Raw genomic sequence first — 3,642 nt, 5'->3', positions numbered from 1 at the left:
AAGGACACAATAATGAGTAAATACCAGACAGAATTACCGATCCGATATTCCGCACCCAATTCAGGAATAAAAAGACTCGTATGGTGGCCCCAATATTTTCAGCAGAGCATTTTGGTACGGTTGCATTCCCGTCACCATCCGGTGTTCTTCAAATTCAAAGGTATTAATACCTTCGAAAGTTAAAAATACCCAACGAGCGGTGGGCGATTGCGTCTGCTGCTGCTTCATATCCGGGTAGAATGCCTTGCTTTGTTTCAGACCCGTGCGAATTTTATGTTCCAGCGCCGCATACACCATTAAACTACACGTCATCACCATCAATAAGGCTTCGATGCGTTCCGGTTTTTTCAGGTACATTGATGAGGTTAAGAACTCGGGACTTTTTAGGAATCGAAAACCGCGCTCAACTTTCTGCTGGGCTTTGTAATTCGCGAGCAATGCGGCCATATCCAGCGCCTTATCGTCCGTTTCATTGGTCGCCAAAATAAACATCCCCACCTTGAGTCGGGCATACACGACTTTATCCAGTTGACTGTAAGCCCGGCCTGAGAGCCGGTAATGAATCTGAGAGGGTTTATCTTTAGCCGGACGTCCACGCCCTTGATACGTTATGATTTCCTCCACTTGTGGGGCGTCAATACCGATAAACTGGCATTCGGAGCCAAAATCACGCAGGGCGCATAACGCATCTTCCTTGCAGGCAAACCCTTTTTTGCACAATTTTTCAAACGCTTTCAGCTCTTTTTCCGTTGATTTGAGCGTATTTTTCGTAAAAGTCTGCCCTTCACGTTGACGGGCAGCCGCACTATTCACCAGCAACCCACGTTGAGGGATCCCGCCATAGCTGGATTCAACCCAACATCCAGCGTAACCTTCGGTGAAAGGCTGTAGCTGATGGGGATCCACGTTCAAAAGCTGCTGTTTAGCTTCTTTGAGCGTTAACGGCACGCGGGTAATGAAGCGTTGTTTTTGCTTATGCAGTGAAGTTATTGCCTCTTCGCTATAAAGGGCGGCATCGGCGACAAAGTAGCGGCTGTTCTGCGCGGCTTTCAGGCAACGAATATGATGTTTTGTGAATTCTGTGAACGCCCGGGCATCGTGGGTATTTCCGCTCATTGCCTGCATGTAAACCGGTATCCCGGCCTGATTTTCACAAATCAGCGCAAGGATAACCTGGTTCAGCTCAGGCCGATGGTCGCGGCTGTACCCCCGAACCAGTTCAATACGCTGCGTGTCGTCTTTCAGAGGAGACTTGTACTCGCCATCCACATGGAAACTGGAGATGTCGAGATGCACAGAATGGGGTGTTATGCCCAATTTATCGATGACCTGTTCAGCCAGTATCTGATAGACTTCTGACACGCCGGCCTCATATAAAGCATCCAATGTACGACCCAGCACGTCATCATTCAGATGGACAGCATCAATACCGGGGCCAATCAAACGTTCAATCGGCTTATGCTGGAAAAAACCGGAAAACATGTGCAGTGTCCGGCTGTGAAACCCCAGCCCGTTAAGGATCATCGCAAGAAAAGCCTCGCCATGAGAAACGGTGTGACCCGAATATTTTGGCATGATGGCATCAATGATGCGGGGCAATCCGGCTTCATAGCAGAAAGCCGCGATGAGACCAAGGTGATCAAGACGTTTAATGGCAGGTTCTGACTTGGGCATATTCACTTTCCGGCAAATAAAAGTAATAGATCAAAATGGGCGATCGCCGTCAATCTCATGGGAGCAATAAATATGTAAAATATGAGTAAGATCACACTATTTTTAAATCAGGAATGAGGTGCGGAATGACGGACCGATTATTAAATTTGATGAAAATGGGTTAGCATTATCATATGGTTGGGTACAGGTATATCATGCCAATAGGCAAACCCTCGAATACACAGGAACAAGTATGGAATACGTAACGAAGGGCTTCAAACTGTCTGAGGGGGCATATCGTGATGCACCAGCATTACCCGATTCACATGATTATGCAGTGTATAGAACCATTGACGGTACAGCGTGGGAACATGTGCCAGATTCCCGTGTTATGAAGGAATACCAGATAGAGTTACCAACAGTGGAATTTGATGAAAACGGATTCGCTCTATCATATGGTTGGGTACAGGTATATCACATCAATGAGTATACCCGCGAATATATGAGTACAGATATTACTAAATAGCTTTTCATAATACCGATACAGTTGTTCTATTTGATTAATATCCGAGCAATACAAATCTGATGCCTGATAGGCCGCACTAACCCATCGTTCTGCTATGCATAGTGCACAACCCCTGCCACACAAGACGTTGTCCGAAGTGGAGCACTATTTTGGAAAATTATTTAGGCTGTGTCCCTTAATTATTTAATCGTCTGTAAAAGAGCCTAATACAGCCTAATTTGACCATCGACAGATAGTTTCGCGCTGTTTTTTCATAACGTGTTGCAATACGTCGATTGCTTTTGAGAAAACTGAAGCCGCGTTCAACAACATTGCGGTCGCGATACGCTTGTTTATCAAATTGCGTACGACCCTCTGCACTGCCTTTTTCGTTGATTTTATACGGAATAATGCTTTTAATTCTCAGCTTACGCAGATAACCGCGGAGTTTTCCCCCCGAATAGCCTTTATCTGCCAGTACCGCTTTGCCACGCCTTTTCATGAAACCATTTTTACGTTGTATGCCAATGCCATCGAGATTGACTTTCGTGGACCTGTCCAGCGGTCACAATCACGATATAAATTGGCCTGAAAAACCAGAATGAAATGAGGGGCACGATGCCCCTCTAATCACTTCGGCTGTTCCGGCCACTCGACATCAGGCGCTTGATTCACATCTACACGGCTCAGTAGTACCCGATATTTTTTCCACTCTGTCAGTTTCTGTTTTTCCGCATCTGTGGCTATATTTAAATCAATGGCATCTTGCAAAGGAGCTATGTAATTATTGGCATTAGATAGTAATAAATGCTTTTCAAAATCTGCTTCTTTTATGAGTTGTTCTTTTGATGGCTTAGGGTGTAAGTGATTATACTCTTCCTCTGGTGTCAACTTTTTAAAATCATCCATAATCAAGTGCATTTGGCTGTCATCGAAACCATGAATTGCCCCAGTAACGATATTCAAATAGTGATTCATCGTAATTCTATCCACGTTCCTAATCTCCCCTTAACTAATTCATATGTCGCTCCCACAGGTACAATAAAAGTGCAATTATCAAGACCACTATAAGAGTCAACAAAAACATTGCCTATTTTAAATGCAATTGCTCTACTGTCAGACCAAATGATAACGGCAATAGGATTACCCGTTGAATTTGTATAAATGGTGTTAGGTGCTCGACTTGACGTTACGTTAACCCATGATTGATTTACACCAAGTAATTGCCTACCTTTCAGCTGATATTTACCATCTGACTCAGATTTAGTGTAACTCTCCCCCCTAACTGCATAATTCCCTGCTGGCTGGTAATTTCCGTGGGGTTGGTATCTGCCGTCTGATTCCGATTTGGTATAAATTTCTCCACGAACGGCATAGTTGCCCGCTGGTTGCGCTTTCACATCTTCTGCACTCAAATTGATATCATTCGACAGAGATTTTCCATTAATTTTCCGGCTACTCGACACAGCATTTTTCGCCAAATT

At 44.5% G+C, this 3,642-nt stretch carries 3 protein-coding genes and 2 pseudogenes; 1 reads left to right on the top strand and 4 read right to left on the bottom strand.

The window, feature by feature from the left end:
* Positions 1 to 60: 60 nt before the first annotated feature.
* Positions 61 to 1,674 carry an IS1634 family transposase gene (locus tag ACGF63_RS22505; protein ID WP_387633301.1) on the bottom strand — a complete coding sequence of 538 codons (1,614 nt, stop codon included), beginning with the start codon at positions 1,672 to 1,674 and terminating at the stop codon, positions 61 to 63.
* Between the two features lie 232 nt (positions 1,675 to 1,906).
* On the opposite strand from ACGF63_RS22505, the gene ACGF63_RS22500 reads away from it, so the two are divergent.
* On the top strand, positions 1,907 to 2,179 hold the full coding sequence (locus tag ACGF63_RS22500; protein ID WP_387633299.1) for a hypothetical protein: 273 nt from the start codon (positions 1,907 to 1,909) through the stop codon (positions 2,177 to 2,179).
* 175 nt (positions 2,180 to 2,354) lie between these two features.
* Here the strand turns inward: ACGF63_RS22500 and ACGF63_RS22495 are convergent.
* From ACGF63_RS22495 to ACGF63_RS22485, 3 genes and pseudogenes are all read right to left on the bottom strand, one after another.
* Positions 2,355 to 2,718 (bottom strand): annotated as a pseudogene (locus tag ACGF63_RS22495) (transposase); the annotation flags it as partial.
* A 70-nt stretch (positions 2,719 to 2,788) separates the two neighbouring features.
* Positions 2,789 to 3,151: a tail fiber assembly protein gene (locus tag ACGF63_RS22490; protein ID WP_387633298.1), complete on the bottom strand. Its 363-nt coding sequence runs from the start codon at positions 3,149 to 3,151 to the stop codon at positions 2,789 to 2,791.
* Positions 3,133 to 3,642 (bottom strand): annotated as a pseudogene (locus ACGF63_RS22485) (hypothetical protein); the annotation flags it as partial. The gene ACGF63_RS22490 and the pseudogene ACGF63_RS22485, both read right to left, overlap by 19 nt.

Source organism: Photorhabdus sp. RM322S (genome assembly GCF_042879395.1).
Taxonomy (GTDB): domain Bacteria; phylum Pseudomonadota; class Gammaproteobacteria; order Enterobacterales; family Enterobacteriaceae; genus Photorhabdus; species Photorhabdus khanii.
This window is presented reverse-complemented; position numbering and strand designations above follow the sequence as displayed.

Bases quoted from the DNA above. Each gene is read 5' to 3' on its own strand.
- ACGF63_RS22505 (WP_387633301.1), bottom strand. From the start codon at position 1,674: ATGCCCAAGTCAGAACCTGCCATTAAACGTCTTGATCACCTTGGTCTC.
- ACGF63_RS22500 (WP_387633299.1), top strand. From the start codon at position 1,907: ATGGAATACGTAACGAAGGGCTTCAAACTGTCTGAGGGGGCATATCGT.